This is a genomic window from Micromonospora sp. FIMYZ51 (genome assembly GCF_038246755.1).
Lineage (GTDB): Bacteria > Actinomycetota > Actinomycetes > Mycobacteriales > Micromonosporaceae > Micromonospora.
In genome coordinates this window covers 346,077-372,120 of the sequence record NZ_CP134706.1, presented here as the reverse complement: position 1 = coordinate 372,120, position 26,044 = coordinate 346,077, and the positions used below count along the sequence as shown (strand labels likewise).

Below are 26,044 nucleotides of genomic sequence, written 5' to 3'. Positions count from 1 at the left end.
TTTCGCTCGCGGCTGCGGGGCTCGCTCCGCTCACTCCACGCACTCGCATCAGTGGGCTCCCACGAGCTGCTTGTCGGACAACTTCGGCGCGGTCCGTCCCTCGATGTAGTCGAGGTAGTCCTGCTTGAAGTACTTCAGCGACGAGGTCACCGGGCTGGTGGCGCCGTCACCAAGGCCGCAGAACGAACGGCCGAGGATGTTGTCGCAGGTGTCGAGGAGGGTGTCCAGGTCAGCCTGGGTGCCCTGGCCGGCGAGGATGCGCCGGTAGACCCGAACCATCCAGTAGTTGCCCTCCCGGCACGGGGTGCACTTGCCGCACGACTCGTGGTGGTAGAACTCCAGCCACCGGTAGGTCGCGTAGACCGGGCAGTCCTGATCGGAGAAGATCTGGGTGGCGGTGGTGCCGAGGATCGAGCCGGCGGCGGCCACCCCCTCGAAGTCCAGCGGCACGTCCAGGTGCTCGGCGGTGAGCAGCGGGGTCGACGATCCGCCCGGGGTCCAGAACTTCAGGTTGTGGCCCGGCTGCATGCCGCCGGCCAGCTCGATCAGTTCCCGCAGCGTGATGCCCAGGCCGCACTCGTACTGGCCGGGGTTGGCGATCCGACCGGAGAGCGAGTAGATCATCGGCCCGGCGGACTTCTCCGTGCCCATGGACTTCCACCAGTCCGCGCCGCCGAGCACGATGTACGGCACGCTGGCGATGGTGCCGACGTTGTTGACCACGGTCGGGCTGGCGTACAGGCCGTGCGTGGCCGGGAACGGCGGACGCAGTCGGGGCTGCCCCCGGAAGCCCTCCAGCGAGTCGAGCAGCGCCGTCTCCTCGCCGCAGATGTACGCCCCGGCGCCCGAGTGCACCACCAGGTCCAGGTCGAACCCGGAACCGAGGATGTTGCGCCCGAGGTAGCCCTTGGCGTACGCCTCGTTCACCGCGTTGCGCAGCCGCCGGGCGGCGTGCACCGCCTCGCCCCGGATGTAGATGTAGGCCCGGTTGGCCCGGATCGCGTACGACGCGATGATCACGCCCTCGACCAGCGAGTGCGGGTCGTGGGTCATCAGCGGCAGGTCCTTGCAGGTACCCGGCTCGCCCTCGTCGGCGTTGACCACCAGGTAGTGCGGCTTGCCGTCGCCCTGTGGGATGAACCCCCACTTGAGACCGGTCGGGAAGCCGGCGCCTCCGCGACCGCGCAGCCCGGAGTCCTTGACCAACTGGATCAGGTCGTCCGGGTGCGCCTTGAGCGCCTTGCGCAGCGCCGCGTAGCCGTCCAGCTTCTCGTAGGTGCCGATCCGCCAGGCGTCGGGCGACAGCCAGCGCTTGGTGAGCACCGGCGTCAGCTTGGCCAGGGTTTCCGGCCGAGGCATGGTCACTGCTGACCCCCCTTGTCGTTGGCGGAGCCGGTGGTGCTCGACTCCGCTTCCCTGAGGTTGCGCTCCTGCGCCTCGGCGTCGTCGCCGGCAGGTTTGGCGTCACCGGCGGGCACGTTCGCCGCCGTCCCGGCGGCCTCGGCGGCCTGCGCGTCGCGCGGCACCGGTGGCGCACCGTCGACCGGTGCCTTGGTGCCGGGCGCGTCCGGCACGGCGGTCTTCGCGTCCGGCTGCCGGGTCTCGGCCGTACGCACCTGCGGCGACTTGCGGTCCGGGGCCGGCACGTCCGGCGCGGTGCTGCCGGTCGGTGCCGCCTTCGCCGGGGTGGCCGGGGCCGGCTTGTCGCCGGCCTGACCGCTGCGGATCGGGGTGTTCGGGTCGAAGCCCGGCGCCGAGATGTTGTGCTGCTGGGCCAGCCGCAGCCCGCGCAGGCTGGGCTCGCCCGGTACGCCGTCGGCGACCGCGCCCTCGCGCTCGTCGGCGAAGCCGGCGAGCTGGACGGCCATCTCCTTGAGCGTGCAGAGGCGGGCGCCCCGGCTCGGGGTCGGCCGGTTACCGGCCCGCAACTCGTCGACCAGGCCGACCGCGGTCTGCGGGTCGACGCCGTCGAAGAAGTCGTAGTTGACGGTCATGACCGGCCCGTAGTCGCAGGCCGCCAGGCACTCGGCGTGCTCCAGGGTGATCTTCCCGTCGGCGGTGGTCTCGTCGTGCCCGACGCCGAGGTGCTCGGTGAGGGCGTCGTAGACCTCCTGCCCGCCGAGCACGTTGCACATGGTGTTGGTGCAGACGCTCACCAGCCAGTCGCCGGTGGGCCGACGCTTGTACATGGTGTAGAAGCTGGCCACCGCGCCGACCTGGGCCTTGTTCAGGCCGAGCACCTCGGCGCAGAACGCCACGCCGGCCGGGGAGACGTAACCCTCCTCGGACTGCACGAGATGCAGCAGGGGCAGCAGCGCCGACCGGGACCGGTCGGCCGGGTAGCGGGCGATGATCTCCCGTGCCCGGGCCCGCGTCTCGTCGGTAAAGACAGTCACCGGTCACAACCTCCCATTACCGGGTCCAGCGAGGCGCCGCCGGCGATCACGTCGGCGATCAGGCCACCCTCGGCCATTGCCGGCAGGGCCTGGAGGTTGACGAAGCTCGGCTCCCGGTAGTGCACCCGGTACGGTCGGGTGCCACCGTCGGAGACCGCGTGCACACCCAGCTCGCCCCGGGGCGACTCGACGGCCACGTAGACCTGGCCCGGCGGTACCCGGAAGCCCTCCGTCACCAGCTTGAAGTGGTGGATCAGGGACTCCATCGACTGCCCCATGATCTTGGCGACATGCTCGAGCGAGTTGCCCATGCCGTCCACGCCGATGGCCAGCTGCGCCGGCCAGGCGATCTTCTTGTCGGCCACCATCACCGGGCCGGGCTTGAGCCGGTCGACCGCCTGCTCAACGATCTTGAGCGACTCCCGCATCTCGGCCATCCGGACCAGGTAGCGGCCCCAGACGTCGCCGTCGGTGTGCGTCGGCACGTCGAACTCGTACGTCTCGTAGCCGCAGTACGGCATCGTCTTGCGCAGGTCCCAGGCCAGGCCCGCCGAGCGCAGCACCGGCCCGGTGACGCCGAGCGCCACACAGCCGGTCACGTCGAGCACCGCGACGTTGCGCGTCCGCTCCAGCCAGATCGGCTGGCCGGAGAGCAGGTCCTCGTACTCCTTGAGCCGCTTCGGCAGGAGCTTGAGGAACTCGCGGATCTTGACGATCGCCTCGTCCGGTACGTCCTGGGCGACCCCGCCCGGCCGGACGTACGCGTGGTTCATCCGCAGGCCGGTGATCAGCTCGAAGATCTCCAGGATGTACTCGCGCTCCCGGAAGCCGTAGAGCATCATGTTGATCGCGCCCAGCTCCATCGCCGTGGTGGCCACCCAGACCAGGTGCGAGGAGATCCGGTTCAGCTCCATCATGAGCACCCGGATGGTGTTGGCCCGCTCGGTCACCTCGTCGGTGATGCCGAGCAGCTTCTCCACCGCAAGCGAGTACGCCGTCTCGTTGAACAGCGGCGAGAGGTAGTCCATCCGGGTCACGAATGTCGAACCCTGGACCCAGTTGCGGTACTCCAGGTTCTTCTCGATGCCGGTGTGCAGGTAGCCGACGACCGAGCGGGCCTCCCGGACCGTCTCGCCCTCCAGCTCGAGCACCAGCCGCAGCACCCCGTGCGTGGACGGGTGCTGCGGACCCATGTTGACGACGATCCGACCCTCGTTGATCGGGTCGACGCCCGACACCACGTCGTCCCAGTCACCGCCGGTGACGGTGAAGACCCGTCCCTCGGTGGTTTCGCGTTCGGTGGCATAGTTCGACGAAGTCACTGGTAAGACCTCCGCTTGTCGGGCGGCGGGATCTCGGCGCCCTTGTACTCCACGGGCACGCCGCCGAGGGGGTAGTCCTTGCGCTGCGGGTGACCCTCCCAGTCGTCGGGCATGAGGATCCGGGTCAGCGCCGGGTGGCCGTCGAAGATGACGCCGAACATGTCGTACGTCTCCCGCTCCTGCCAGTCGGCGGTCGGGTAGACGGAGGTGACGCTGGGCAGGTGCGGCTCCTCGGCGGTGACCGCGGCCTCCAGCCGTACCCGCCGCCGGTAGGTCATCGAGGTGAGCTGGTAGACCACGTGCAGCCGGCGCTCGTCCGCGCCCAGGTAGTCCACGCCGGACACCGAGGAGCAGAGCTCGAAACGCAGCGCCGGGTCGTCCCGCATCACCTGGCAGACCTCGGCGATCCGCTCCGGGCGGATGTGCAGGGTCAGCTCGCCGCGGTCGACCACCACGTGCTCGATGGCCTCGCCGAAGGCCGGGTACGCCTCCTCCAGCGCGTCGCGGACCTCGTCGAAGTAGCCGCCGTACGGCCGGGGCGAGTCCGTGATCGGCTCGCGCTGGCGGACCAGACCGCCGAAGCCGGAGACGTCACCGGTGCCCTGGTTGCCGAACATGCCCCGGCCCGCCGGGCTGGACGGCGGCAGCTCGGCGGGAGCGCCGCTGGTGGCCCCGGCCGGCGTCACCGGTACCGGTACGCCACCGGTGCTGGGCTTGGAGTCAGTCACTTGATCCCCCGGTACGGCTGGAGGTGGTTCTGGGCCTTCATCCAGTTCTCGATCCGCAGCTGCTCCTCGCGGCCCTCGCGGACGGCCTTGGTCCACTCGGCGCGACGGGCCTTGTCGCTGCGGTACGACGACGGCATCGAGCCGTACGGCACCACCGGCACGTCACCACGCGCCTCGCGGGCGGCGAGCATCTTGCGACCGTTCGGCCCGAGCGGCTCGTGGCCGATCTTCTCGCGCAGCTTGAGGATCGCGTCGATGAGCATCTCCGGCCGGGGCGGGCAGCCGGGGAGGTACATGTCGACAGGTACGACGTGATCGACGCCCTGCACGATTGCGTAGTTGTTGAACATGCCACCGCTGCTGGCGCAGACGCCCATGGAGAGCACCCAGCGGGGCTCGGCCATCTGGTCGTAGATCTGGCGCAGCACCGGGGCCATCTTCTGGCTCACCCGGCCGGCGACGATCATCAGGTCGGCCTGCCGGGGCGAGGCACGGAAGACCTCCATGCCCCACCGGCCCATGTCGTAGTGCGGGCCACCGGCGGCCATCATCTCGATCGCGCAGCAGGCCAGGCCGAAGGTGGCACCCCAGACCGACGACTTGCGTGACCAGTTGACCAGCTTCTCCACCGAGGTGAGCAGGACACCGGCCGGAAGTTTCTCCTCGATACCCATTGCGGTTCCTCCCTCAGTCCCAGTCCAGGCCGCCGCGACGCCACTCGTAGGCGTACGCGACGAAGACCGCACCGATGAACACCAACATGGCCACGAATCCGAACACCGGCAGGATGTCGAAGGAGACCGCCCACGGGTAAAGGAAGATCATTTCCACGTCGAAGACGATGAAGAGCATCGCCGTCAGATAGAACTTGACCGGGAACCGGTTTCCACCGATCGGTTCCGGACTAGGCTCGATCCCACACTCGTAGGCTTCGAGCTTGGCCCGGTTGTAGCGACGCGGGCCGGTGAACCGGGCGGCGGCTATCGAGAACAGCGCGAAGGCCGCGGCGAGGGCGAACAGCCCGATGATGGGTACGTAAGGCGAGAGCGACATCTTCTTCTCCTGCTCGTCCTTCCCTGCCCTCGTTCGTTGGCGAAATTCACACTATTCACATCCCACCCGGCGACCTTCGGCGGGGGTCGAACTTGCGTCTCAGACCGCTGGCGCGACCCGGGTCATCGCATTGATCACCCGGTCCATCGCGTCACCGCCCCGGGGGTCGGTGAGGTTGGCCAGGAGCTTGAGCACGAAGCGCATAAGCGTCGGGTGGGGCATGCCGTGCTTCGTCGCGACGCGCATGATCTCCGGCCGGCCGATCAGCTTCACGAAGATCCCGCCCAGCCGGTAGTAGCCGCCGAACCGGGTCTTCAACTCCTGCGGGTACGCCATCAGCGCCCGCTCCCGCTCGGCTCCGGCCGGCCGCGCGAGGGCCTGCACCGCGACCTCCGCAGCCAGTTCGCCGGACTCCATCGCGTACGCGATGCCTTCGCCGTTGAACGGGTTGACCATCCCGCCGGAGTCGCCGACCAGCAGCACTCCCCGGGTGTAGTGCGGCACCCGGTTGAAGCCCATCGGCAGCGCCGCGCCGAGAATCGAGCCCTCGGCGTTCGTCTCGTCGGCCATCCCCCACTCCGGCGGGGTGTTGGCCAGCCAGTCGGTGAGCAGCCGCCGGTAGTTGGTCTTGCCGAAGGCCGACGACGAGTTGAGGATGCCGAGCCCGACGTTGACCCGGCCGTCACCGAGACCGAAGATCCAGCCGTACCCGGGCAGCAGTTCGTTTGTGCCCTTGGCCCGCAGTTCCAGCCACGACTCCAGGTAGTCGTCGTTGTGCCGGACCTCGGAGCGGTAGTAGCGGCGCACCGCCACACCGATCGGCCGGTCCTCGCGCTTGGCCAGCCCGAGGGCGAGCGGGAACCGACCGGAGACGCCGTCGGCGGCGACCACAAGCGGCGCGTGGAAGGTGGCCGGCGTCTTGTCCGGACCCTCCTCGGCCTGCACCCCGATCACCCGGCCGCCGTCGTCGAGCACCGGCCCGATGACGTTGACACTTGTCCGCAGCGTGGCGCCGGCACCCACCGCCTGCCGGGCGAGCAGGTCGTCGAAGTCCAGTCGGGTACGCACCAGGCCGTAGTTCGGGAAGCTGGCCAGGTCGGGCCAGTCCAGCTCCAGCCGGACCCCGCCGCCGATCACCCGCAGCCCACGGTTGTGCAGCCAGCCGGCCTCGGGCGAGGTGTCCACACCCATCCGGATCAGCTGCCGCACGGCACGCGGGGTCAGCCCGTCGCCGCAGACCTTCTCCCGGGGAAACTCGGTCTTCTCCAGCAGCAGCACGCGTACGCCGTGCCGCGCCAGGTGGTACGCCGTCGCCGAGCCACCGGGACCGGCGCCGACAACGATCACGTCGGCGTCGTTCTCCACCGCGGTCATTTAGCGCCTCCTCCCCGCCGTGCTCGTGAAATGCTTCACAAGCCAGCCGGGACGAGTCTATGACCGACGCCCTACGCTCGCCTTGTTAGGGCACCCTAACCCCCACCCCACCGCTCTCCGGTCGCGTCGACCAAGCGCTTTGCGTCTGAATCCGTGACGTTCCTGACGCAAAACCTTGATCAACAATGATGGATGGGTGGGGTCGGTGGGTGGGTTCAGGTGAGGGTGGGGGTGACGGTGTCCAGGCCGGCGCGGATGGTTTCCGGGAGGTGCTCGCGCAGCGTGCCCCCGGCGGCGCGGTCCAGCGCCGCGAGCACCTCGGAGACCACCTGGCGCACGTCGGCGGGATCCGCGCCGGCCAACTCGCGGAGCTGGTCGACCAGCTCCGCGGCATCGCCGGTGGCCGCGTCCTTCGGATCCGTCATGCCGGCCAGCCTACGCGCCACTATCCGCCAAATCAGGACATTGCTATAAATATCGTGACTACTTCCTGATTGCCCGGTGGAGTGCCACCACCCCGCCGGTCAGGTTGCGCCACGCCACCCGCCGCCAACCGGCCGCACCCACCCGGGCCGCCAGCGCCGGCTGGTCCGGCCAGGCCCGGATCGACTCGGCGAGATAGACGTACGCGTCGGGGTTGCTGGCCACGGCCCGCGCCACCGCCGGCAGCGAACGCATCAGGTACGACAGGTAGACGGTGCGGAAGGCCGGGTTGACCGGGGTGCTGAACTCGCAGATCACCAGGCGTCCGCCGGGCCGGGTGACCCGGGCCAACTCGCGCAGCGCCGCGTCGGTGTCGTTGACGTTGCGCAACGCGAAGGAGATGGTCACCGCGTCGAAGCTGGCGTCGGCGAAGGGCAGCCGCAGGGCGTCCCCGGCCAGCAACGGCACCTGGGGCCGGGTCCGCTTGCCGGCGTGCAGCATGCCGAGGGAGAGGTCGGCGCCGACCGCGTACGCCCCGGAGTGGGCCAACTCCTCGGTGGAGACGCCGGTGCCCGCGCCCACGTCGAGCACCCGGTCACCGGGGCGTAGTTCGAGCGCGGCCCGGGTGGCCCGCCGCCAGAACCGGTCCTGCCCGAAGGAGAGCACGGTGTTGGTCAGGTCGTAGCGGGCCGCCACGCCGTCGAACATCGCGGCGACCTCGTGCGGCTGCTTGTCCAGGCTGGCGCGCTGGCCCTGAGGGTTACGACTCACTCCACCACTCTGCCAGCCCGCCCGTGCGCCCTGCGCGCCCAGGGTCGGCGGTGCCGACCCACGACACAGTGCGGGCGGGATGGTCACCCATCCCGCCCGCACTGCCCTGCGTTATGTGAACGGCTCTCGCGAGCCGATAGAGGACGAACCTCAGTCGGTCGTCTTCTCGTCGCCCGGGGTCACCATGACCACCCGACGGCGGCGGGCGACCAGGAACATCGCCGCGCCGGCGAGCACCACGCCCGCGCCGACCGCACCGATCAGACCCGCCTGCACACCGGTGACCGGCAGGCCACCGCCGCCACCGCCGCCGCCCTCGGAGGCGGCGACGACCACGGCGAAGTCGTCGGAGTTGTCCGACGGGTCGAGGTCGGCGAACTCCGACTCCTCGGCGCTGCGCACCTCGGCCTTTGCAAAGGCCGGCTTGGCCTTCTTCTGCTTGCTGACCCGAGCCTCGGCCGGCAGCTCACCGAAGGCGGTGGCCGCCAGCGAGCCGTCCTTGAGCGTGACCGGCGCCTCGACCTTCTCGCTCACCTCGATCGCCAGCGGGAGGAACAGGATGGTGTTCGGCTCGAACGGGAAGCTCTTGTCCTCACAGACCAGGGTGCGCTGGTTGGCGCTCAGGTCGCAGCCGTCGATCGGGAGGAAGGTGGCCCCCTTCGGCAGCTGGTAGGTGAGCTTGACGCCCTTGGCGATCCGGTCGCCCTGGTTGATGACCTCGCTCCAGAGGATGCCGAAGTCACCGGGGCGCAGCGGGCCCTCTTCCTCGAAGGTGTCGAGGTCGATGCGGGTCTTCACGTCCGGCACGATCACGCCCAGGTCGACGCCGCTCTCCGCGGTCAGCTCGACGTCGACGTCGACGCTGTTGTTGCTGTCGTCGGTGTCGTCCGCAGACTCGATGCTGATCGTCACCGGGGCGCTGTACGGCCCGGTGACCTGCTCGGTGGCCTTGAACAGGACAAGCGGCACCTCGGTGGTCTCGCCCGGCCCGGGGATCGCGGTGAGCTCGCAGGTGAACAGCCCGGGCTTGGGGTCGCCCGTCGGGCGGCACAGGTCACCCTCGCCGGTGTACGCCTCCAGCACGAGCTTGGTGGCGTCCACCTTTGACGTGTCGACCTTGAAAAGCACCTTGCCCGGCGTGCCCTCGCCCTGATTGGCGATCTTGGCCCAGCCGACCTTGCCCTCGACACCGGCGGCGACCCGGGTGCCGGCAGCGGTGACCGCAAGGTCGGTCTCGGTGCCGGCGGCGTGGGCCGGCGCGCCGAGGGCGGTGAAGGCGCCCGAGGCGAGCAGCGCGGCAGCAGCCATACTCACGGCGCGGCGGGTACGGAAGGTCATGGAGATGGTCTCCCCCGTGGAGTGGATGGAAACGTACGGGCGGGGACGTTAGCGCTCCACGATCACTCTCGCTACCCCGGTTCACAACCGTTACAAGCTGCTCAGCTAAGGGCTACTTAAGATTGTCCGGATTGATGGGTCTTGTTGCCCTGTCCCGCCCGCAGCGGGCGGCGAGGCGGCCCAACGCTTCGAACCGGATGGATGATTCGGCTGGCCGTTCGGCTGATCGCAGCCGGAGCCGCACCGCTGACGCGGTGTCGGATCAGTGATGACGGTAAGTGATCAGCCGCGGCGGGTCAGTTCGCCTCGACCAGTGGCAGCGACCGGGCCGCCCCACCGCCGGGTAGCGCGATCGAGGAGAAGTGCGAGACCACCCGGTCGTCGGTCGGGTCGTCCTCGGGCGTGTGATGCACGGCCAACCGGTGGTAGAGGGTGTCCCGCTGGGCGGGGATCCGGTCGGCGGAGCGGATCATCCCGATCAGCTCGTGCAGGTTCGACCGGTGCCGCGCGCCGGCCGAGGAGATCACGTTCTCCTCCAGCATGATCGAGCCGAGGTCGTCGACCCCCAGGTGCAGCGCGAGTTGGCCGACATCCTTGCCAGTGGTCAGCCAGGACGCTTGCAGGTGCGGCACCGTCTCGAAGAAGAGCCGGGCCACCGCCACCAGGCGCAGGTATTCCAGCGTGGTCGCCTGGGTCCGACCCTTGAGGTGGTTGTTCTCCGGCTGGTACGTCCACGGGATGAAGGCCCGGAAGCCGCGGGTGCGGTCCTGCACGTCACGGATCATCCGCAGGTGCTCGATCCGCTCGGCGGCGGTCTCACCGGTGCCCATCATCATCGTCGCGGTCGACTCGATGCCCTGCCGGTGCGCCAGCTCCATGACCTCCAGCCAGCGCTCGCCCGACTCCTTCAGCGGCGCGATCGCCTTGCGCGGGCGCTCCGGCAGCATCTCCGCGCCGGCACCGGCGATCGAGTCCAGCCCGGCGGCCTTGATCCGGGCAATGGCCTCGTCCAGGCTCACCCCGGACACCTTGGCCATGTGCAGGATCTCGCTCGGCCCGATCGAGTGGATGGCCAACTGCGGGTACGCCTGCTTGACCGAGGAGAACAGCTCCTCGTAGTACTCCACACCGTAGTCCGGGTGGTGGCCGCCCTGGAGCATCACCTGGGTGGCGCCCAGCTCGACCGCCTCGCCGCAGCGGCGCAGAATCTCCTCGGTGGGGTGGGTCCACCCCTCCTTGTGCTTCGGTGCGCGGTAGAAGGCGCAGAACTTGCACGCCGTCACGCAGACGTTCGTGTAGTTGATGTTGCGGTCGATCAGGTACGTGACGATGTTGTCCGGGTAACGGCGACGCCGTACCGCGTCAGCCGCCTCGCCGAGGGCGTGGAAGGGCGCCTCGGTGTAGAGCAGCAGCGCCTCCTCGGGCGTGATCCGCCCGCCGTCCGCGCCGCGCTGCAGGATGTCCTCGATCTCCCGGCTCACCATCACGCCCCCGAGCGTACGCCGGGCCACCCCTTGGGCCGCCAGGAGCACGCTGAGCTGTGATCCACTCCCCTAACTTGGCTGCCACCTGAGAGAGCCGGAGAAAGACAGCTTGGCGACAACCTGTCTTTCTCCGCGCCGCCTGGCACCACACCGACCCAGACCAAAGCAGGTCCGCTACCGGGTTGTGGCCCCCTAATGCTCTGCTTCAATCCACGCAATGGGTTCGACGGCAAACCATTGCGTGGATTGAAGCAGAGCAAAGGGGCAGTGGAGAGGGATGGGTGGAGGGCCTGGGGGGTGAGGAACCGATCCCGGGAGACACGGTCACACCCGGGGTGGCCGCCCGAGGGCGATCACGAAAGACGACCAGGCTTGGCGTTCGAAAGCCAGCACCGGGCCGGCGGCGTCCTTGGAATCGCGTACGGCGACAGCCCGGGGAAGCTTGGCCACCTCGACGCAGTTGGCGTTGGTGCCGCTGCGGCTGGACTTGCGCCAGGTCGCGCGGGTCAGGTCAGGGATGATCATTGACGGCTCACTCCCGTTCGTGCTCCGTTGCGATCTGTGCAACGAGCCGCACCGATTCGGCGGGGCTCAGCGCCACGCCGGCAAGCCTATCCGCCTCGCCCCGGAAGTGGGCCACCTGCGGCGCCTCTTCGAGGAAGAGCCCGGTCAATTTGTGGTCGAGGTAGACCACGGATCGGTTGCGGGGAAAGTCGAGCAGCGCGAACGAGCCGTCCAGCCCGGTGTGCGCGCCGACAGTCAATGGCACCACTTGCAGCGTGACGTTCGGCCGCTCGGCGGCGTCGACCAGGTGCCGCAGTTGGCGGGCCATCACCGCCGGGCCGCCGAGCGCCCGGCGCAACACCGTCTCGTCGATCAGCGCGTGCAGGGCCGGCGGGCTGGGCCGGCTCAGGATCGCCTGCCGGCCGAGCCGAGCGGCCACCCGGGACTGCGCCTCGGCCTCCGGCACCCCGCCACCACTCATCAGTGCGTGGGTGTAGTCGGGGATCTGCAACAGGCCCGGCACCAGCAGCGGTTCCCAGTTCACGATGGCGGTGGCGTCGGCCTCCAGCCGGATCAGCGTCCGGGACTCGTCGGAGAGCCCACCGATCATCTCCCACCAGCCCGACTCGGCGGAGCGCTCGGCCATGCCGAGCAGCCGCTTGCGCTCGTCGCCCGTGACGCCGTAGATCACCAGCAGGGAGGCGACGTCGGCGGCCGGGATGCCCTGAATGCCGGCCTCCATCCGGGACAGCTTCGACGGCTGCCAACCGAGCCGGATCGCCACCTGGCGTTGGGGCAGCTTGCGGGCCTGCCGCAACTCCCGCAGCTCGCCGCCGAGACCACGGCCCACCACGGTCGGCTGGTTCGCCCTGGACATCGTCACCTCCAATATCCACCGGCCGTCACTCAGACACACCGATTCGTCGCGCTCAGTATTGACTTGATCTCACTGAGGCGCAACCATCGGCAGCAATGTTGCTAACAGCCGTTGACGGGAGGTTCCGTGGAGCCGCAGATCCGAAAGCCGTTCCAGCCAACCTGGCTTCAGCCGTACGATTCGGCAGACTCGCCGGGGCCGATCCCGTCGGTCATCGAACACTTCCGGCGGCGGTATGAGGTGGAGGAGCCGCAACCTTCGGAGGCGGAGGTCGAGGCAGCCCGATACACGGTGGTGCTGGTGTCACCGGAGGCAGCGGAGGCGTTCGGCGACGATCGGGGCGAGGCTGGGCTGCACCTGTTCCGCGACCGCGACTGGGATCACTACCCGGCCCACCTGGACGACGCGGTCAAGGTGATCGAGGAAGCCTGCGGCGAGCGGGTGACGCTTGTCGAGCATCGTTCCGACCTGACCTACTGGACCGCCCGCGTCAGGTACGGCAGCTGACCGCCGTCCGTCAGAACAGCGGTTCCTCCTCGCTCGTCGTGCCTGTCTTTGACCGCCGACGGCGGCCGCCTCTGGTCGACAGCTTCGGCCCGGGCCCGTAAGTGACCGAGGGACCACGGCGGGACTCAGAGATCCGCACCAACACGCCTTCGTCAACCAGGCCACCGAGCAGGCGCGATGTGGCTTGGGCGTCCAGGTCGAGAGCAACGCGTACCATCCGGGCATTTACCTGCCCGGCGGCCTGGAGCAGCTCGATAACCTTGCGCTCGGCGTCGTCCCGATGCCCACGGTGGTAGCGAACCGCCGGACCTAGTGCGCTTAATGCAGCACTGCGAAGCCGGTAGTTGGGGTGTCTACGGCGCACGGTCTCCCGAGTGGGCTCAAGCATCGCCACGGGTTCGGTACCCAGCCGAAGCAAAACCTCCTGCGTCTCGACAATGTCCTTCTGCAGCAGGGGAGCCGCGTCTACGGCGGAGAGAACTCGATGGGTCAGCAGGTGATAGAGGATCAGCAGAGTGTCCGCATCGTCCTGCTCGGCCTCCGGCAAGGCCGCGACGTAGCGCGCGAGGTGGCGGTTCGGCGCTCCACCCAACAGCGTGACGGTCACCCGGTCCGCCTCTTCCAGATAACGAGGTGGCTGATGGCCCACCCGGACCATCTCCCGATACATCCGGTCCACGCCTACACCCGCTTCTTCGGCAAGCCCCAACATCCGTACCGCGCTAGCAAGGAGCGGATTTCGCGGTCTTGATGTCGTGGTCAGGATGTTCTCCACGGTCACCCCGAAGACCAACGGCCCGGGAGATGCCACCACCAGACGGGTCGGCGCGTGCTCGATCCGCACCGGGCCGCCCAGCCGATAGTCACGATGCACCAGTGCGTTAACTACCGCTTCCCGTACGGCAGCCTCAGGCAGGTCGGCCAGTTGCACCTGCTGTCCGCCTGGAAGGTTGACCGGGGTCTTGTCCACCCTCGCGTCAATGAGCTCGAGGACCCGCACCAGCGCCGGCAGGAGCGGCCCGTCGATGCGCTGCACCACGGTCGGCTCACCCGCCGGGGTTTTGCGGAACTGATAGACCACATGATCTGGGCCGGTTCCGGGCCCACCATGCCGCTCGGCGAAGAGCAATGACCCGGCTCGCTTGAGCCGGCCGGCGTCGTTCACCACGCCCAAGATCCTGAGTAGATCGCTGTCGCTCTCCGTTGCGTACCGCCGCCGAGTCGGGTCGGGGCTGCGCCGCAGTAGCGTCCGGGCGATGTCCAGAGCGATCGGGGACACCTCCGCGCGGACCAGGTCGGTGTCCTCGGCAGACCAGTCATCGTTCCGGCGGTCGGCCAGTGCGGATGCGATCTGTGCTGCGCTCATTGGAAGGCATGAGGTGCCTACCCGATGCGTGGCTCGTTGATCGACCTGATGAATGTCGGGACTCCGGGGCACGGTGATAAGAAGCAGTCGCGCACCAGCGAATTCGATCGCGTCGCTGGACACCGTCAACGCCGGTTGGGTCAGTTCATAGATCCGCTGCACGACACGAATCGGGTCCAGGTCGGTGCCGGCGAGGGCTTCGGCACCAGAGACGTTGTCGGACACCCCGACCACCAGGGTTCCGCCAACCCCGTTTGCGAAACACGCTGCCGCTGCGGCCAGATCGCGGAGCGTGTCATCGCGAGACCGCCCCTGACGCTTGAAATCGAGGGTTCTGGTTCCAAGGCTGCGGCCGTCGCCCCGGCGAGGATGCGAGTCAACGCATCCTCGTGCTCGTGCCTGGTCATCTCAGTTTCCGATCAGTTTTTCTCACCCCTCCCGTGAAGGGTAACGCAAAACTCTGGAAAAACTGTACGTGGGCGTCAGGCGTCGTAGTCGACGGTGAGGGTGTCGGTGAGTGGGCTGGACTGGCAGGTCAGCACGTAGCCGGCGGCCACCTCGTCCGGCTCCAGGGCGTAGTTGCGGGCCATCGTCACCTCACCGGCGACCACCTTGGCCCGGCAGGTCGAGCAGACCCCGCCCTTGCAGGCGTACGGCAACTCGCTGCGGACCTTCAGCGCCGCGTCCAGCACCCGCTCGTCGCGGCGCATGGTGAAGCTCGACGAACGGCCGTCGAGCATGATCGTCACGTCCGTGCCGCCGGCCGAGGAGTCCGGACGGTGGACCGGCTCCGGTGGCGCGTCGACGTGGAACAACTCGGTGTGCACCGCCGACTCCGCCACGCCCCGCGCGGAAAGCACCTCGCGCGCCGCCAGCACCAGCCCGTACGGGCCGCAGAGGAACCACTCCTCGATCGCCTCGCCGGGCACGATGGTGTCCAGCAGCCGGGCCAGCCGCTCGGCGTCGATCCGTCCGGAGAGCAGGGGCGACTCGCCCTGTTCCCGGGAGAGCACGTGCACCAGGTGCAGTCGGGTCGGGTAGCGGTCCTTCAGGTCGGCAAGTTCCTCGGCGAACATCACGCTGCCCGCCGTGCGGTTGCCGTACACCAGGGTGAAGGTGCTGGCCGGCTCGACGGCCAGGGCGGTGGCGACAAGCGACAGCACCGGGGTGATGCCGGAGCCGGCGACTACCGCGCCGTAGCGGCGGACCCGGTCCGGCGCGTACGCCGTGGTGAAGTGCCCCAACGGCGGCAGCACCTCGACGCTGTCGCCGCTGCGCAGTGCCCCGCACGCGTAGCTGGAGAAGGCCCCGCCGGGGATCTCCCGCACCCCGATCCGCAACCGGCCGTGCCGCGCCAACTCCTGCGGGGTGGAGCAGATCGAGTACGACCGGCGCACGTCCCCGCCGTCCGTACCCTCCGCGCTGGGCAGGCGCACCGTCAGGTGCTGGCCGGCGCGGAACGCGAAGGTCTCGCGCAGCTCCTCGGGCACCGCGAAGGTGATCGCGACGGCGTCGGCGGTGAGCCGGTCCACGGCGGTGACCGGCAACGGATGGAACACCGGCCGGCGACGGACCGGGCGGGTGATGGTGACAGTCACAGCGCCTTCACATGGTCGAAGGGTTCGGAGCAGGCGCGGCAGCGCCAGAGAGCCTTGCAGGCGGTGGAGCCGAATCGGCTCAGCTGCTCAGTCTCCGGCGAGCCGCATCGCGGGCAACGGACGGCCAGGGTCAACGGTACGACTCCGGCGCGCCGGACCGGCGGGGCGATGCCGGCGGCGGCCAGCTTGGCCCGCCCGGCGTCGGTGATCCAGTCGGTGCTCCAGGCCGGGCTGTGCACCGTGCGTACCTCGACGTCCGGATGCCCGGCCGTGGTGACCGCGCGCCGGATGTCGGCGCGGATGACGTCCATCGCCGGGCAACCGGTGTAGGTGGGCGTGATGGTCACCACCACCCGGCCGGTGCCCGGATCCTCCTCGACGCTGCGCAGGATGCCGAGGTCGGCGATGGTGACCACCCGGATCTCCGGATCCACCACCGCCGCCACGGCGTCGCGGGCGCTGGTCACCGGAGTCGCCTTCGGTGCGCGACTGCAGGGCTCGCGAGCGCGTTCCGCGTGCTCACCAGCGGGCCCCGGGGTGGGCGCGGTGCAGCACCTGCATCTCCGCGAGCAGGTACGACAGGTGTTCGGTGTGCAGCCCGTCGCGTCCGCCGGCCGGCGCCCAGCCCGACTCCGGCAGGGTAAGCGTCGCCTCGGCGAGCACCGCCGAGACGGTCGCGTCGAATTCGGCCCGGAGGGTGGCCGGGTCGACCGGTGCCTCCGGCTGGGCGGCGAACAGCTCGTGGGCGTACGGCCAGATCTGGTCGATGCCGGCCTGCATCCGCCGGTGCGACTCCTCGGTCCCGTCACCCAGCCGCTTCACCCAGAGTGCGGCGTGGTCGAGGTGGTACGCGGACTCCTTGCGCGCCTTGCCACCGATCGCGGCCAACCGTTCGTCCGCGCAGCCGGCCAGCGCGGTGTAGAGCGGAAGCTGGTACGCCGCCAAGACGAGCAGCTTCGCCATGGTCACCGCGAAGTCGCCGTTGGGCAGCTCGACCAGGAGGCAGTTGCGGAACTCGCGATCGTCCCGGAGGAAGGCCAGCGCGTCCTCGTCCCGGCCGGCACCCTCCAGCTCGCCCGCGTACGACAGCAGCAGCCGCGCCGCGCCGAGCTGGTCCAGGGCGATGTTGGCAAGCGCGATGTCCTCCTCCATCTCCGGCGCACGGGTGGTCCACTCGGCCAGCCGCTGCGCCGCGATCAGCGCGTCGTCGCCGAGACCGAGGGTGAAGGCGAAGGGGCCGTTCACCGGACCATCTCCGTTCGCGACTGCGGGGCTCGCAAACCCGGCTCACTCCTCGCGCTCACAGGTGGGCCGCCCCTTCTGGCACCTCGTAGAAGGTGGGGTGGCGGTAGACCTTGTCAGCTGCCGGGTCGAAGAAGGCGTCCTTCTCGTCCGGGCTGGAGGCGGTGATCGCGCTCGCCGGCACCACCCAGATCGACACCCCTTCCTGACGGCGGGTGTAGAGGTCCCGGGCGTTACGCAGGGCCAGCTCGGCGTCGGGGGCGTGCAGGCTGCCGACGTGGCTGTGCGCCAGCCCGCGCCGGGCCCGGACGAAGACCTCCCAGAGCGGAGCGGATTCCCTACTGCTCATGCCGCGACCTTCTCCCTGCTTGCCTGCTTCGCCGCGTACGCCGCGGCGGCCTCGCGTACCCAGGCGCCCTCGGTGTGGGCGCGACGGCGGTGCGCCATCCGTTGGCGGTTGCACGGCCCGTCACCGGAGATGACCCGCATCAGCTCGTCGTAGTCGGGCTGGGTGAAGTCGTACGCGCCCCGCTCGGCGTTCCAGCGCAGCTCCGGGTCGGGGAGGGTCAGCCCGAGCACCTCGGCCTGCCCGACGCACATGTCCACGAAACGCTGGCGCAGTTCGTCGTTGGAGAAGCGCTTGATCTTCCAGGCCATCGACCGGGCGGAGTGGGTGGAGTCGCCGTCCGGCGGGCCGAACATGGCAAGCGAGGGATACCACCAGCGGTCCACCGCGTCCTGCGCCATCGCCCGCTGCGCGGGGGTGCCGTGGGCCAGGGTGTGCAGGATCTCGTAGCCCTGCCGTTGGTGGAACGACTCCTCCTTGCAGACCCGGATCATGGCGCGGGCGTACGGGCCGTAGGAGCAGCGGCAGAGCGGCACCTGGTTGACGATCGCCGCGCCGTCCACCAGCCACCCGATGGCGCCGACGTCGGCCCAGGTGAGAGTGGGGTAGTTGAAGATCGAGCTGTACTTCTGCCGACCGTCCAGCAGCAGCTCGACCAGTTCGTCGCGGCTGATGCCCAGGGTCTCGGCAGCGGCGTAGAGGTAGAGCCCGTGGCCCGCCTCGTCCTGCACCTTCGCCAGCAGGATCGCCTTGCGCTTGAGCGATGGGGCGCGGCTGATCCAGTTCCCCTCCGGCTGCATGCCGATGATCTCCGAGTGGGCATGCTGGGCGATCTGCCGGATCAGCGTGCGGCGATACGGCTCCGGCATCCAGTCACGCGGCTCGATCTTCTGGTCGGCGGCGATGATCTCCGTGAAGTAGGCGGCCAGGTCCGCACCCGGACCGGCCACACCGCGCTCCCGCTCCGCGGCGCTGCGCAGCGCCGCCTCGGCGGCCTCGACCTCACCGAGCAGACCACCGGGCCCGCCCTCGCCCGGGAAATCATTGCCATACATGCCCTCAGTGTTACAGCTGGGATTGAAATTGGCCAGAGGAGTGTCATAGAAATGCGAAACAGCCGATCGTCACCAGCTCAGTGCCGGCAGTAACCTCACCGGGCTATGACTTAGGTCACCAGCAGCGGGCAAATCCTCGCAACGGTCGCATAGCGGCTGGTTATCCCGTCTTCACGGCGAGTTGCCCGGTGTCGAATCATGGCGAATCACCAATCCGCACGTAGACTTCCCACGTCACACCGATCGGCTAGGAACGATTGCTGGTGAAACAGGCCGCTTCCCCCGGCCCCGAAGCAATCCGCACCGGTCACTCCTGGCAACAGCCGGTCCCCCCGGCCTGACATCTGGAGCTCACCCGCTCATGCGATCTCGCGTGATCATGGTGTTCGCCGTCACGACGGTGCTGCTCGGCGGCGCCATGCTGGTGCCGGCGGCGTACGCCCGGCTCTCCAGCGGCGAGGCGAAACCCGGACAGGAGAGCGTCGCGGCGCCCACCCCGGAACCTCCGCCGCCACCGACCCTCGCGGCCGGCAAGGTGTCGGTGAACTTCAAGGGCGAGTACTTCTCGTGGGCGTTGATGGACCGCGAGTCGGGCGAGATCTCCGGCTCCAAGAACCTGGCCGCCACCAGTTCCACCGAATCGATGCTCAAGGCCTGGATCGTCGCCGACTACCTACGGCAACTCGGCGACGAGCAGCCACCGGCGGCCGTCAAGAAGGCCGCCAGCCTGGCCATCCGGGACAGCGACGACGACGCGGCGAACCTTGTCTACCGCCACGCCGGCGGCTCGTACGCGGTACCGGCCGGCGGCCAGCCCGGACCGGTGATCAAGCGGGCAATCAGCATCTGCAAGCTCACCGACACCAAGCGGGGCAACGTCCCCGGCTACGAGGGCTGGTGGAGCTTCACCCGGATGTCCCCGCGCGACGCCGTACGGCTCGGCGACTGCATCGCCGACGGCCGGGCCGCCGGCCCGAAATGGACCGAGTGGCTGCTCACCGAGATGAGCAAGGTACGCGGCAGCACCGCGGCCAAGGACCAGAAGCCCCGCTCCGGCGGTGGCAAGTGGGGCATCATCGACGGCCTGCCCGAATCGATCATCAGCCAGGGGCCGGTCAGCATCAAGAACGGTTGGACGCCCCTCAACTACGACGGCAACTGGCACGTCAACTGTCTTGCCGTGACCGAGAAGTGGAGTCTCGCGGTGATGCTGCGTTACCCGCAGAGCAGCGGGCTCGATTACGGATCCGACGTCTGCGCCAGTGTCGCGGCCCAGCTCGTGACGCCGCAGCCGGGCGCCGCCCTCAAGGTGCCCCAGCAGCCGATCGGGAAGCTCTGATGGCCGCCCGCCGCCGGGGTGGCCGCAAGGGCGAGACCTCCCCGTTACGTCTCATCGCCATCGCCGCCGTACTGATCGGACTGGTTCTGGTCTCGTTGCGCCTGCTGCCCGGTTCGCCGTTCGAGTCCACCGCCGCCGCTCAGTGGGGGCGGGGCGAGTCGCCGAGCGACCGGAACGGCACCCTCACCGACCGCAGCACCCGCCCCACGCCGTCACCGAGCCCGTCGCCCGAGCCCGAGCCGCTGCCGTTCGAGGCGACACAGCTCGACCTGGACATCGACGGCTGGTACGGCTGGAGCGTGCTGGACCGGCGCTCGGGTGAGATCATCGGCTCGGACAACATGGACGAGACGAGCACCACCGCATCGCTGATCAAGTCCTGGATCGTGGCGGACTACCTGCGCCGTACCGCCGACGCCGGCCAGACCCCGAGCGATGCCAAGCTCGACGACCTCACCCGGATCATTCGGGACAGCGACAACGAGCGCACCGAGCGGCTCTACACCGAGATCGGCCGGTCCGCCTCGATCAAGCGGCTGCTGTCCACCTGCGACCTGACCGACAGCAAGGTTTCCAGTGATCTCGGCTGGAGCCGTACCGAGCTGTCGCCTCGGGACACCGCCCGGCTCGGCAAGTGCATCGCCGACGGCACCGCCGCCGGGCCCAAGTGGACCAAGTGGCTGCTCAACGAGATGCGCCTGGTACGCGGAGCCGGTGACTTCGGCATCCGCAAGGCGTTCCCGGCCGCCGAGGCCAAGAAGATCGCGATCAAGAACGGTTGGGTCGACCGCACCCGCGAGCAGGAGATCCACGTCAACTGCCTCGCCATCGGCGACACCTGGACGATGGGCGTGATGCTCCGCTACCCCATCAACAAGGGCTACGAGTACGGCATGAAGAACTGCCAAACCATCACCGAGGCCCTCCTGACCACCCCCTAACCCACACCCCCACCCCCGCTACACCCCACCCCCGCCGCGCCGCCCCCGCCGCGCCGCCCCCGCCGCGCCGCCCCCGCCGCGTCGCCCACCGCCGCGTCGCCCCCGCCGCGTCGATCTTGCACTTTTCGTCGCCGCATTTCCGGCATAAGCCGCTTTTAACGACCAAAAGTGCAAGATCGACGCGGCGGGGCGGGGCGGGGCAGGGGCGGGCAGGGGCGGGGCGGGGGCGGGGACGGGGGTGGGGTCAGTGGGGAAGAGGGTGGGGCCGGGGGTGGGGAGGGTGGGGGTTTCGCCCAGGGCGGCGGTTCGGCTGGCGAACTCGCGGAGGCCGGCGATCTGCCGGTCGCCGAGGGAGAAGTCCAGCGCCCGGAAGTACGAGGCCAGGGTGGCCGCGTCGAAGGATTCCCAGCGGGCCGCCGACTCGGCGACCTGGTCGAGTTCGGCCAGGCACAGGTCACGCGAGCGCAGGAACGCCTCGTGCACCTCCTTGACCAGGCCGGGATGGGCGGCGGCGAAGTCGCGGCGGACCGCCCAGACGGCGAAGACCATCGGCAGTCCGGTCCACTCCCGCCAGGCCTGCCCCAGGTCGGTCACGGCGAGCCCTCGGCGGGGCGCCTCGTAGAGGGCGCGCAGGGCCACGTCGCCGATGAGCACCCCGGCGTCCGCCTCCAGCAACATCTGGGTCAGATCCGGCGGGCAGCGGAAGTAGTCCGGGCGTACGCCGTACCGCTCGCGGAGCAACAGCTGGGCGAGGAGCACTCCGGTCCGTGAGGTGGAGCCGAGGGCCACCCGGGCACCGTCGAGCTCGGCTGGCGGTCGGGTGCTTACCAGGTTGACCGAGAGCACCGGGCCGTCGCTGCCCACCGCCAGGTCGGGCAGGAGCAGCAGCTCGTCGGCGTGGCGCAGATACTCGACCAGGGAGATCGGACCGATGTCCAGGTCACCGGCGACAAGCGCGGCGTTCAGCCGGTCCGGCGAGTCCTTGTGCAGGTCGACGTCGATAAGCGCGCCGGAGCGCATCAGCCCCCAGTAGATCGGCAGGCAGTTGAGGAACTGGATGTGCCCGACCCGGGGGCGGGCGACGCGCTCGACCATGCCCCGACCGTATCCCCGCCATCGCTTACCTGCTCAGTGGGACGGCGCGGAAGTGGCAAACCCCGCACCCGCCGGCCCCACACCCGTCGGTCCCGCACCCGTCGGCCCCACACCCGTCGGTCCCGCACCCGTCGGTCCGGCACCTGCCGGCCGCTCGGGCAGGGACATCGCGGCGACGCGGGACCGCTCGGCCCGGATCGCTCGCCGGACCGGTCGGACGAAGCCGAGCAGCACCAGCAAGCCGGCCACCCCGCAGCCGACGATCAGCGGCCGGGGCTCGCTCACCTCCAGCAACAGCCCGCCGATGAGATAGCCGACCATCGCCGCGCCCTGCACGGCCGCACCGATCGCGGCGAAGGCCCGCCCGCGTACGGCCTCCGGCACCCGCCGGGCCACCACCATGTTGTGCAGGACGTTGTCGCCGCCGTTGCACACGCCGCCGAGCAGCCAGATCGGCACCAACAGCAACGCCACCGGCACCGTCACCGAGGCCAGCACCATCAGGCAGCAACCGCCCAGCAGGAGCAGACCGCCCTGGATCAGCGCGGCGTCGTCGGTGAACCGCCGGGCCAGCCGAGCGAAGATCCAGGCACCGCAGAGCATGCCCAGCGTCCAGGACCCGCTCACCAGGCCGTAGACCACGGCGGAGGCGCCGAGGGTCTCCCGGATGTAGAAGACCTCGATCACGTTGATCGCCCCGACCGCCGCGATCACTCCGGCCAGGGTGGCCACCATCGCCACCAGCAGCGGATCGCGGCGTAGGCGCCAGTTCGCCGCGCTCGCCCCAGCGCTGGCCGGCGATGCGGTGCCCGCAAGCACCGAAGACGGCGCAGACCGGGTGCCGCCGCGACGGGTGCGGATGAGCAGCCCGGCGACCACGAGCGCGAGGTAGCTCGCCGCGCCCACCAACAGCGGCACCCGGCTGCCGAACCACCCCACCAGGAAGCCGGCCAGGGCCGGACCGGCGAGTACGCCAAGCATGCCGGCGGTCTGGTTGAGCGCGGTCGCCCGAGGCAGGTCGGCTTGGCGAACCATCGCGGGGATCAGCGCGGAGAGCACCGGCTGGGTGACCGCCAGACCGGTGGCGAGCAGCGCGACCAGGGAGACGATCAACAGCGGGTGCCGGGCGTACGCCAGATTGAGGCAGATCACCGACTGGGCCAGCCCGGCGCCGATCAGCAGGGTCCGGCTGTCCACCCGGTCGGCCAGCCGCCCGGTCAACGGGGCGAGCAGCACCAGCGGGAGGGTGGCGGCCAGCAGCACCCCGGCCACGGCCGTGCCACCGGCACCGGACGACTGGAGGGTAAGCGTCAGCGTGGTGGCGGCGAGGAAGTCGCCGCCGGTGGCGATGCCCCGGGCGGCGGTGGCGAGGCCGACGTCCGGCCAGCGGGACCCACCAGACGTGAAAGACATACTTCGAAAGTAATGCTTCACATCTGGCTCAGGCAAGCCCCTCAATCCAGCGGCAGCGCCTTGTACTGGATCGCCACTCGGCGGGCCCCGGACGGCGGATCGGTCCGGCCCCGCTTGCGGTACGGCCGCAGCACCTCATGCACCGCGCGGTTCACCTCGGCCAACTCCTCGGCCGTGAGCAGCAGCAACGACTCGCTGAGCATCGCGTTGCGATACCACTCCTCCGGCTCGTCGGGTGCCCGTCGCAACCAGTCGCGACCGCGCTCCAACTCCCGGGCCAGAAAGACCTCGACGAGGCTCTGCTCGGCCTCGCGCGTCGACGGGTCGGCAGCCCGGCCGGCGTCGATCGTCCAGGACTGCACAGTGCTACGCCACAACCGTTCCCGGGCGTCTCCCCGGCTCGGTGCCGCCTCCACCAGCCCGAACCGGGCCAGTGCCCGCAGGTGGTAGCTGGTCGCGCTCGGGGACAGCCCCGCCACCTCGGCACACTCGGTGGCGGTCACCGCGCCCTCGGTCGTCGCGAGATGTTCCATGATCGCGAGCCGGGCCGGGTGGGCGAGCGCCCGCAGCGTCTGCGGGTCGCTTATCGTCACCCGGGGCAGCTCGGAATGGGCCTCCGTCATTCCGTCATGATCCCCGACCGCGACGAGAATGCGGTTGCCGGCGCTACCACGCCGAGTAGGATTTCCGTTCGCTTGACGGCCGCGGTGAGCACGCACCGCAGCGGACGTCCCCGCGCCGGGTGCCGGCCATCCGCCCCGGACACGCGAGCGAGCAACCGGAAGCTCCGTGAGGAATCGATCGTGCCCGCACCAGACCTCGACGCCGACCTCAAGGCCGAACGCGCACACCTGGACATCTCCCGCACCGCGTTACGCCGGATGCGGGAACGCGCCGAAGCGCTCTTCGTCACCGGTGACAAGGTCGCCGGAGACGCGTACACCGCGGAGCAGCTCGGCCGACACCTCGCCCGGCGGGTGGCCGAACTGGCCGACGATCCGCGTACCCCGCTCTTCTTCGGCCGGCTCGACTTCGGCGAGGCGGACGCCGACCACGCCGGCCGGCGGTACCACGTCGGTCGCCGGCACGTCACCGACGAGCAGGGCGAACCGCTGGTGCTGGACTGGCGGGCGCCGGTCTCCCGGTCGTTCTACCGGGCCAGCGCCCGCGACCCGCAGGGCCTCGCGGTACGCCGCCGGTTCGGCTTCAGCGACGGGATGCTCACCAGCTTCGAGGACGAGCGACTGGACCGGGGCGAGGAACTCGGCACGGCCAGCCGGATCCTCACCGCCGAGATCGAGCGGCCCCGGGTCGGGCCGATGCGGGACATCGTCGCGACCATCCAGCCCGAGCAGGACGAGTTGGTCCGCGCCGACCTGGCCGCCTCGATCTGCGTACAGGGCGCGCCCGGCACCGGGAAGACCGCGGTGGGGCTGCACCGTGCCGCGTACCTGCTCTATCTGCACCGGGAACGGCTACGCCGGTCGAAGGTGCTGGTCGTCGGCCCGAACCGGGCCTTCCTGGCGTACATCGCGGCGGTGCTGCCCGCCCTCGGCGAGGTGGAGGTCGCGCAGGCCACCGTCGAGGACCTGGTCGACCGGGTGCCGGTACGCGGGGTGGACCCACCGCCGGTGGCCGCGCTCAAGCACGACGCCCGGATGGCCGAGGTGCTGCGGCGGGCGGTCGACGGGTACGTCGGCGAGCCGACCGAGGCGATCACCGTCTCCGACGGCTCGTTCCGCTGGCGGATCGGGTTGGAGCCGCTGCACCGGCTGGTGCAGCAGACCCGCGCCGAGCAGCTGCCGTACGCGGTCGGCCGGGAACGGGTCCGGGCCCGGGTGGTAGGTCTGCTGCAACGGCAGGCCGAGGCGCGGCGGGCGGAGTCACCGAGCGACGCCTGGCTGCGCCGGATGGGCCGGTCGAAGCAGGTCACCACCTTCCTGGACGCCGTCTGGCCGGCACTGAGCCCGGACGGCCTGGTGCACGCGCTGCTCACCGACCCCGCCCGGCTCGCCGCAGCCGCCGACGGCCTGCTCTCCCCGGCGGAACAGGACCTGCTCACCGGCGCCAGGCTGGGGCGCACGCCGAAGGCGACCCGCTGGACCGCCGCCGACGCCGTCCTGATCGACGAGGCGTCCGGGCTGCTCGAACGCCCCACCGGTTACGGGCACGTGGTGGTGGACGAGGCCCAGGATCTCTCGCCGATGCAGTGCCGGGTGATCGCCCGACGCAGCGAACACGGTTCGCTCACGCTCCTCGGTGACCTGGCCCAGGGCACCGCGGCGTGGGCCGCCACCGACTGGCGGGAGACCCTGCGCCACCTGGGCAAGCCGGACGCTGCCGTGGTGCCGTTGACGGTCGGCTTCCGGGTGCCCGCAGCCGTGCTCGCCTTCGCCAACCGGCTGCTGCCGGCGCTCGCCGTGGACGTACCGCCGGCCGAGTCGCTGCGCCGCGACGGCGCGCTCGATCTGCGTACCGTCATCGATCTCGCGGCGGCGACGGTGGCCGAGGTCCGGGCGGCGCTGGCGCACGAGGGTTCGATCGGGGTGATCGCCGAGGACGGCGCGGTGGCCGGGCTGCGGGCGGCCCTGGCGGCGGCGGGCGTCGAAACCGCGACCCCCGACGACCCACAGCCCGCGACGCGGGTCGCCGTGCTGCCGGCCACTCTGGTCAAGGGTCTGGAGTACGACCAGGTCATCGTCGTCGAGCCGGCGGCTATCGTGGCGGCCGAGCCGCGCGGGCTGCACCGGCTGTACGTGGTCCTCACCCGGGCCGTGTCCCGGCTGTCGGTGCTGCACGCCGAGCCGCTGCCCGAGCCGCTGTCGTGACCGCTCCCGCTTGCGCTCACCAGGTAGACCGGTAACCGAGCACC

The 26,044-nt window shown here is 70.0% G+C and carries 25 protein-coding genes and 2 pseudogenes; 4 read left to right on the top strand and 23 right to left on the bottom strand.

The window, feature by feature from the left end:
• Positions 1 to 48: 48 nt before the first annotated feature.
• The 13 genes from nuoF to QQG74_RS01795 all read right to left on the bottom strand — a co-directional run bounded on the left by nuoF (position 49) and on the right by QQG74_RS01795 (position 12,270).
• The gene (nuoF, locus tag QQG74_RS01855; RefSeq protein ID WP_341718568.1) at positions 49 to 1,365 is read right to left on the bottom strand and encodes an NADH-quinone oxidoreductase subunit NuoF; all 1,317 of its coding nucleotides are present in this window, start codon (positions 1,363 to 1,365) and stop codon (positions 49 to 51) included.
• Positions 1,362 to 2,396 (bottom strand): NADH-quinone oxidoreductase subunit NuoE, encoded by a 1,035-nt coding sequence (gene nuoE / locus QQG74_RS01850; RefSeq protein WP_341718567.1) that lies wholly within the window; start codon positions 2,394 to 2,396, stop codon positions 1,362 to 1,364. Before nuoE ends, nuoF begins: the two co-directional genes overlap by 4 nt.
• Positions 2,393 to 3,718 (bottom strand): NADH-quinone oxidoreductase subunit D, encoded by a 1,326-nt coding sequence (locus QQG74_RS01845; protein WP_341718566.1) that lies wholly within the window; start codon positions 3,716 to 3,718, stop codon positions 2,393 to 2,395. The genes nuoE and QQG74_RS01845 overlap by 4 nt, the downstream gene beginning before the upstream one ends.
• The gene (locus tag QQG74_RS01840; RefSeq protein WP_341718565.1) at positions 3,715 to 4,446 is read right to left on the bottom strand and encodes an NADH-quinone oxidoreductase subunit C; all 732 of its coding nucleotides are present in this window, start codon (positions 4,444 to 4,446) and stop codon (positions 3,715 to 3,717) included. Before QQG74_RS01840 ends, QQG74_RS01845 begins: the two co-directional genes overlap by 4 nt.
• Positions 4,443 to 5,120 carry an NADH-quinone oxidoreductase subunit B gene (locus QQG74_RS01835; protein ID WP_119578786.1) on the bottom strand — a complete coding sequence of 226 codons (678 nt, stop codon included), beginning with the start codon at positions 5,118 to 5,120 and terminating at the stop codon, positions 4,443 to 4,445. The genes QQG74_RS01840 and QQG74_RS01835 overlap by 4 nt, the downstream gene beginning before the upstream one ends.
• Before the next feature lie 13 nt (positions 5,121 to 5,133).
• Positions 5,134 to 5,499 carry an NADH-quinone oxidoreductase subunit A gene (locus QQG74_RS01830; RefSeq protein WP_341718564.1) on the bottom strand — a complete coding sequence of 122 codons (366 nt, stop codon included), beginning with the start codon at positions 5,497 to 5,499 and terminating at the stop codon, positions 5,134 to 5,136.
• Positions 5,500 to 5,598: 99 nt separating this feature from the next.
• A complete protein-coding gene (locus QQG74_RS01825) occupies positions 5,599 to 6,873 on the bottom strand; it encodes a geranylgeranyl reductase family protein (RefSeq protein ID WP_341718563.1) in 1,275 nt (424 codons plus the stop codon).
• 215 nt (positions 6,874 to 7,088) lie between these two features.
• Complete coding sequence (locus QQG74_RS01820) at positions 7,089 to 7,298, bottom strand: hypothetical protein (RefSeq protein WP_341718562.1); 210 nt, start codon at positions 7,296 to 7,298, stop codon at positions 7,089 to 7,091.
• A 58-nt stretch (positions 7,299 to 7,356) separates the two neighbouring features.
• On the bottom strand, positions 7,357 to 8,067 hold the full coding sequence (locus tag QQG74_RS01815; protein ID WP_341718561.1) for a demethylmenaquinone methyltransferase: 711 nt from the start codon (positions 8,065 to 8,067) through the stop codon (positions 7,357 to 7,359).
• A gap of 150 nt (positions 8,068 to 8,217) precedes the next feature.
• Complete coding sequence (locus tag QQG74_RS01810; RefSeq protein ID WP_341718560.1) at positions 8,218 to 9,405, bottom strand: LPXTG cell wall anchor domain-containing protein; 1,188 nt, start codon at positions 9,403 to 9,405, stop codon at positions 8,218 to 8,220.
• A 296-nt stretch (positions 9,406 to 9,701) separates the two neighbouring features.
• A complete protein-coding gene (mqnC, locus tag QQG74_RS01805; protein ID WP_341718559.1) occupies positions 9,702 to 10,892 on the bottom strand; it encodes a cyclic dehypoxanthinyl futalosine synthase in 1,191 nt (396 codons plus the stop codon).
• Positions 10,893 to 11,213: 321 nt separating this feature from the next.
• A complete protein-coding gene (locus QQG74_RS01800; RefSeq protein ID WP_341718558.1) occupies positions 11,214 to 11,414 on the bottom strand; it encodes a DUF397 domain-containing protein in 201 nt (66 codons plus the stop codon).
• A 7-nt stretch (positions 11,415 to 11,421) separates the two neighbouring features.
• A complete protein-coding gene (locus tag QQG74_RS01795; RefSeq protein WP_341718557.1) occupies positions 11,422 to 12,270 on the bottom strand; it encodes a helix-turn-helix transcriptional regulator in 849 nt (282 codons plus the stop codon).
• Between the two features lie 126 nt (positions 12,271 to 12,396).
• On the opposite strand from QQG74_RS01795, the gene QQG74_RS01790 reads away from it, so the two are divergent.
• Positions 12,397 to 12,777 carry a hypothetical protein gene (locus QQG74_RS01790; protein WP_341718556.1) on the top strand — a complete coding sequence of 127 codons (381 nt, stop codon included), beginning with the start codon at positions 12,397 to 12,399 and terminating at the stop codon, positions 12,775 to 12,777.
• 10 nt (positions 12,778 to 12,787) lie between these two features.
• On the opposite strand, the gene QQG74_RS01785 is transcribed toward QQG74_RS01790, so the two are convergent.
• From QQG74_RS01785 to paaA, 7 genes and pseudogenes are all read right to left on the bottom strand, one after another.
• Positions 12,788 to 14,143, bottom strand: coding sequence for an ATP-binding protein (locus QQG74_RS01785; protein ID WP_341721104.1), 1,356 nt, complete (start codon positions 14,141 to 14,143; stop codon positions 12,788 to 12,790).
• A 9-nt stretch (positions 14,144 to 14,152) separates the two neighbouring features.
• Positions 14,153 to 14,467 (bottom strand): annotated as a pseudogene (locus tag QQG74_RS01780) (RNA-binding domain-containing protein); the annotation flags it as partial.
• A 158-nt stretch (positions 14,468 to 14,625) separates the two neighbouring features.
• Positions 14,626 to 15,741: a 1,2-phenylacetyl-CoA epoxidase subunit PaaE gene (gene paaE, locus QQG74_RS01775; RefSeq protein WP_341718555.1), complete on the bottom strand. Its 1,116-nt coding sequence runs from the start codon at positions 15,739 to 15,741 to the stop codon at positions 14,626 to 14,628.
• Positions 15,738 to 16,208 carry a 1,2-phenylacetyl-CoA epoxidase subunit PaaD gene (paaD, locus tag QQG74_RS01770; RefSeq protein WP_341718554.1) on the bottom strand — a complete coding sequence of 157 codons (471 nt, stop codon included), beginning with the start codon at positions 16,206 to 16,208 and terminating at the stop codon, positions 15,738 to 15,740. Before paaD ends, paaE begins: the two co-directional genes overlap by 4 nt.
• Before the next feature lie 52 nt (positions 16,209 to 16,260).
• Positions 16,261 to 16,986 (bottom strand): 1,2-phenylacetyl-CoA epoxidase subunit PaaC, encoded by a 726-nt coding sequence (gene paaC / locus QQG74_RS01765; protein ID WP_341718553.1) that lies wholly within the window; start codon positions 16,984 to 16,986, stop codon positions 16,261 to 16,263.
• 55 nt (positions 16,987 to 17,041) lie between these two features.
• Entirely contained in the window at positions 17,042 to 17,332 is a 291-nt protein-coding gene (gene paaB, locus QQG74_RS01760; RefSeq protein WP_341718552.1) for a 1,2-phenylacetyl-CoA epoxidase subunit PaaB, read from the bottom strand.
• Positions 17,329 to 18,384 carry a 1,2-phenylacetyl-CoA epoxidase subunit PaaA gene (gene paaA / locus QQG74_RS01755; RefSeq protein ID WP_341718551.1) on the bottom strand — a complete coding sequence of 352 codons (1,056 nt, stop codon included), beginning with the start codon at positions 18,382 to 18,384 and terminating at the stop codon, positions 17,329 to 17,331. Before paaA ends, paaB begins: the two co-directional genes overlap by 4 nt.
• A gap of 361 nt (positions 18,385 to 18,745) precedes the next feature.
• Between paaA and QQG74_RS01750 the strand changes: the two genes are divergently transcribed.
• Positions 18,746 to 19,723 (top strand): hypothetical protein, encoded by a 978-nt coding sequence (locus tag QQG74_RS01750; RefSeq protein WP_341718550.1) that lies wholly within the window; start codon positions 18,746 to 18,748, stop codon positions 19,721 to 19,723.
• The gene (locus QQG74_RS01745) at positions 19,723 to 20,664 is read left to right on the top strand and encodes a hypothetical protein (RefSeq protein ID WP_341718549.1); all 942 of its coding nucleotides are present in this window, start codon (positions 19,723 to 19,725) and stop codon (positions 20,662 to 20,664) included. The genes QQG74_RS01750 and QQG74_RS01745 overlap by 1 nt, the downstream gene beginning before the upstream one ends.
• Before the next feature lie 297 nt (positions 20,665 to 20,961).
• Here QQG74_RS01745 and QQG74_RS01740 read toward each other — a convergent pair.
• The 3 genes and pseudogenes from QQG74_RS01740 to QQG74_RS01730 form a co-directional block, all read right to left on the bottom strand.
• Positions 20,962 to 21,759 (bottom strand): annotated as a pseudogene (locus QQG74_RS01740) (menaquinone biosynthesis protein); the annotation flags it as partial.
• A 33-nt stretch (positions 21,760 to 21,792) separates the two neighbouring features.
• The gene (locus QQG74_RS01735; protein WP_341718548.1) at positions 21,793 to 23,172 is read right to left on the bottom strand and encodes an MFS transporter; all 1,380 of its coding nucleotides are present in this window, start codon (positions 23,170 to 23,172) and stop codon (positions 21,793 to 21,795) included.
• A 41-nt stretch (positions 23,173 to 23,213) separates the two neighbouring features.
• Positions 23,214 to 23,795, bottom strand: a complete 582-nt coding sequence (locus tag QQG74_RS01730) for a helix-turn-helix domain-containing protein (protein WP_341718547.1) — start codon at positions 23,793 to 23,795, stop codon at positions 23,214 to 23,216.
• A gap of 177 nt (positions 23,796 to 23,972) precedes the next feature.
• Here QQG74_RS01730 and QQG74_RS01725 point away from each other — a divergent pair, with 177 nt between their 5' ends.
• Positions 23,973 to 26,000, top strand: coding sequence for an AAA family ATPase (locus QQG74_RS01725; protein ID WP_341721103.1), 2,028 nt, complete (start codon positions 23,973 to 23,975; stop codon positions 25,998 to 26,000).
• The last annotated feature ends 44 nt before the right edge of the window (positions 26,001 to 26,044 follow it).

Bases quoted from the DNA above. Each gene is read 5' to 3' on its own strand.
- paaA (WP_341718551.1), bottom strand. From the start codon at position 18,384: ATGTATGGCAATGATTTCCCGGGCGAGGGCGGGCCCGGTGGTCTGCTC.
- QQG74_RS01795 (WP_341718557.1), bottom strand. From the start codon at position 12,270: ATGTCCAGGGCGAACCAGCCGACCGTGGTGGGCCGTGGTCTCGGCGGC.
- QQG74_RS01745 (WP_341718549.1), top strand. From the start codon at position 19,723: ATGGCCGCCCGCCGCCGGGGTGGCCGCAAGGGCGAGACCTCCCCGTTA.
- QQG74_RS01810 (WP_341718560.1), bottom strand. From the start codon at position 9,405: ATGACCTTCCGTACCCGCCGCGCCGTGAGTATGGCTGCTGCCGCGCTG.
- QQG74_RS01730 (WP_341718547.1), bottom strand. From the start codon at position 23,795: ATGACGGAGGCCCATTCCGAGCTGCCCCGGGTGACGATAAGCGACCCG.
- QQG74_RS01830 (WP_341718564.1), bottom strand. From the start codon at position 5,499: ATGTCGCTCTCGCCTTACGTACCCATCATCGGGCTGTTCGCCCTCGCC.
- QQG74_RS01750 (WP_341718550.1), top strand. From the start codon at position 18,746: ATGCGATCTCGCGTGATCATGGTGTTCGCCGTCACGACGGTGCTGCTC.
- QQG74_RS01785 (WP_341721104.1), bottom strand. From the start codon at position 14,143: ATGAGCGCAGCACAGATCGCATCCGCACTGGCCGACCGCCGGAACGAT.
- QQG74_RS01835 (WP_119578786.1), bottom strand. From the start codon at position 5,120: ATGGGTATCGAGGAGAAACTTCCGGCCGGTGTCCTGCTCACCTCGGTG.
- QQG74_RS01800 (WP_341718558.1), bottom strand. From the start codon at position 11,414: ATGATCATCCCTGACCTGACCCGCGCGACCTGGCGCAAGTCCAGCCGC.
- QQG74_RS01820 (WP_341718562.1), bottom strand. From the start codon at position 7,298: ATGACGGATCCGAAGGACGCGGCCACCGGCGATGCCGCGGAGCTGGTC.
- QQG74_RS01735 (WP_341718548.1), bottom strand. From the start codon at position 23,172: ATGTCTTTCACGTCTGGTGGGTCCCGCTGGCCGGACGTCGGCCTCGCC.
- QQG74_RS01825 (WP_341718563.1), bottom strand. From the start codon at position 6,873: ATGACCGCGGTGGAGAACGACGCCGACGTGATCGTTGTCGGCGCCGGT.
- paaB (WP_341718552.1), bottom strand. From the start codon at position 17,332: ATGAGCAGTAGGGAATCCGCTCCGCTCTGGGAGGTCTTCGTCCGGGCC.